2 rRNA genes are annotated in these 3599 nt (G+C 44.2%); both read left to right on the top strand.

Features of this window, described 5'->3' with window-relative positions:
• Positions 1-32 precede the first annotated feature (32 nt).
• Positions 33-3438: ribosomal RNA gene (locus GKG01_RS08950) — 23S ribosomal RNA — on the top strand.
• Positions 3439-3480: 42 nt separating this feature from the next.
• Positions 3481-3597, top strand: a 5S ribosomal RNA gene (gene rrf / locus GKG01_RS08945).
• Positions 3598-3599: the final 2 nt, after the last annotated feature.

Genomic DNA, 3599 nt, shown 5'->3' with positions numbered 1-3599 from the left:
ACATTGAAAATCGAATAACAGTATATATTTCCGGTCAAGAAACTAAGGGCGCAAGGCGGATGCCTTGGCACCAGGAGGCGAAGAAGGACGTGACAAGCAACGAAAACCTCGAATAGGAGCAAATATCCAGTAACTCGGGGGAATCCGAATGGGGAAACCTACTAGACACACTCTAGTATCCATACGTAAATACATAGCGTATGGAGGCGAATGTTCTGAACTGAAACATCTAAGTAGGAACAAGAAAAGAAAGAAAACTCGATTCTCCAAGTAGCGGCGAGCGAACAGAGACAAGCCCATTAAAGTAAGACTAAACTGATAGACAAATCTTATGGAAAGAAGAACCAAAGAAAGTAACAGTCTTGTAGTCGAAATCAGAATAGAGACACTTTAAGAAGAGTACCACGGAGCACGTGAAATTCTGTGGGAAGATAGGGGGACCACCCCCTAAGGCTAAATACTACCTGGTGACCGATAGCGAATAGTACCGTGAGGGAAAGGTGAAAAGAACCCCGGGAGGGGAGTGAAACAGAACCTGAAACCTTGCGCCTACAAGCAGACAGAGGAAGAAGACTTCTAATGTCGTACTTTTTGTAGAACGGGCCAGCGAGTTACGATACGTAGCAAGATTAAACATTTAAGATGTGAAGTCGCAGGGAAACCGAGTCTTAATAGGGCGAAAGTTATGTGTTGTAGACCCGAAACCGGGTGATCTATCCATGGGCAGAGTGAAGGTAAAGTAAAATTTACTGGAGGCTCGAACCGGGTAGCGTTTAAAAGCTATCGGATGACCTGTGGATAGGGGTGAAAAGCCAATCGAACTCGGATATAGCTGGTTCTCCTCGAAATAGCTTTAGGGCTAGCCTTGTTTTAGATTACAGGAGGTAGAGCACTGAATAGTCTAGGGGAAGTAATTCTACCGAAACTTATCAAACTCCGAATGCCTGAAAATCGATGAACAGGAGTCAGACCATGAGGGATAAGCTTCATAGTCAAAAGGGAAACAGCCCAGACCACCAGTTAAGGTCCCAAAATACAGATTAAGTGGGAAAGGATGTAATACTACTCAGACAACCAGGATGTTGGCTCAGAAGCAGCCATACATTTAAAGAGTGCGTAATAGCTCACTGGTCAAGTGGTAATGCGCCGAAGATGAACGGGGCTAAATCTGATACCGAAACTGTGGGATAGAAAAGCAATTATGCGAGAAGTATGAAGTTAAAGATCAAGGAAATATATCAACTAGTAAAGTAAGAGAGAAAGACANATACTACTCAGACAACCAGGATGTTGGCTCAGAAGCAGCCATACATTTAAAGAGTGCGTAATAGCTCACTGGTCAAGTGGTAATGCGCCGAAGATGAACGGGGCTAAATCTGATACCGAAACTGTGGGATAGAAAAGCAATTATGCGAGAAGTATGAAGAAAAGTGATTAGGAAATATATCAACTAGTAAAGTAAGAGAAATAAGACGAAAATTTTAAAGTGGAAACACAAAAAGCGTAAAACTATTAAACGATACAATTTCTAAAACACTTAACAACATACAACTGGCATAATAGCTTTTCTATCGGTAGAGGAGCGTTGTATATGAATTGAAGCAAAAAGCGTAAGCAATTGTGGATTATATACAAGTGAGAATGCTGGCATNAGGAAATATATCAACTAGTAAAGTAAGAGAGAAAGACATAAATTAAAACTATTAAACGATACAATTTCTAAAAAACTTAACAACATACAACTGGCATAATAGCTTTTCTATCGGTAGAGGAGCGTTGTATATGAATTGAAGCAAAAAGCGCAAGCAATTGTGGATTATATACAAGTGAGAATGCTGGCATGAGTAGCGAAAAGGGATGTGAGAATCATCCCCGTCGAAAGCCCAAGGATTCCTGAGCAAGGCTCGTCCTCTCAGGGTAAGTCGGGACCTAAGGCGAGGCCGAAAGGCGTAGTCGATGGACAACAGGTAGAAATTCCTGTACTACAAGATTGTGATTGAGAGAAGTACTGACGCAGAAGGAAAAGTCGAGCGTGTGAATGGTAGAACACGTCCAAGTAACAAGCCAGAATATACAGGCAAATCCGTATATTCGTTAACGTAAGTTATCATGGGGAGCAGAAAGATGCGAAGCGACAGATTCAAACTGCCAAGAAAAGGTGCTATCGAATAATCTTGTACCCGTACCGCAAACCGACACAGGTAGGCAAGAAGAGAATTCTAAGACGCGCGGAAGAACCTTTGTTAAGGAACTCGGCAAAATAATCCCGTAAGTTAGCGAGAAGGGATGCCTAAGAAATTAGGTCGCAGAGAATAGGCCCAAGCGACTGTTTACCAAAAACACAAGTATCTGCTAAATCGAAAGATGAAGTATAGGTGCTGACACCTGCCCGGTGCTGGAAGGTCAAGGGGACTTGTTAGAGCAATCGAAGCAACGAACTTAAGCCCCAGTAAACGGCGGCCGTAACTATAACGGTCCTAAGGTAGCGAAATTCCTTGTCGGGTAAGTTCCGACCCGCACGAAAGGTGTAACGATTTGGGCGCTGTCTCAACAAAGGATCCGGTGAAATTGTAGTAGTCGTGAAGATGCGACTTACCCACGGTAGGACGGAAAGACCCCGTGGAGCTTTACTGCAGGTTGACATTGAATTTTGGGATTAAATGTACAGGATAGGTGGGAGACAAAGAAGCAAGCTCGCCAGAGTTTGCAGAGTCACTGTTGGGATACCACCCTTTTAATTCTAAAGTTCTAACTAGTTGCCATGAAACTGGTAATAGGACACTGTCAGTCGGGCAGTTTGACTGGGGCGGTCGCCTCCAAAAAAGTAACGGAGGCGTTCAAAGGTTCGCTCAGAATGGTTGGAAATCATTCAAAGAGTACAAAGGCAAAAGCGAGCTTAACTGCGAGACAAACAGGTCGAGCAGAGACGAAAGTCGGACTTAGTGATCCGGTGGTACCGAGTGGAAGGGCCATCGCTCAACGGATAAAAGCTACCCCGGGGATAACAGGCTTATCTCCCCCAAGAGTCCACATCGACGGGGAGGTTTGGCACCTCGATGTCGGCTCGTCTCATCCTGGAGCTGGAGTAGGTTCCAAGGGTTGGGCTGTTCGCCCATTAAAGAGGCACGCGAGCTGGGTTCAGAACGTCGTGAGACAGTTCGGTCCCTATCCACCGTGGGCGTGAGAAATTTGAGAGGATCTGTCCTTAGTACGAGAGGACCGGGATGGACAGACCGCTGGTGTACGAGTTGTACTGCCAAGTGCACAGCTCGGTAGCTACGTCTGGGAAGGATAAGTGCTGAAGGCATCTAAGCACGAAACCAACCTCGAGATAAGATTTCTATGAGATTACTTGAAGAAAACAAGATAGATAGGTCAGAGGTGTAAAGATAGTAATATCAAAGCTAACTGATACTAATAAATCGAAAACTTGACTGGAAATATATACTGTTATTGATTGGAAATGAAGAATTGAATAAGTATGGTGATAAAAGCAAGAGGGATACACCTGTACCCATGCCGAACACAGAAGTTAAGCCTCTTAACGCCGATGGTACTACGATGGAAACGTCGTGGGAGAGTAGGTAGTCGCCAAACAA

The sequence above is a fragment of the Finegoldia sp. BIOML-A4 genome, from assembly GCF_009679635.1.
Classification (GTDB): domain Bacteria; phylum Bacillota; class Clostridia; order Tissierellales; family Peptoniphilaceae; genus Finegoldia; species Finegoldia magna.
Note: the sequence above shows the minus strand (reverse complement) of the source record. Positions and strands in the feature narration are given on the sequence as shown.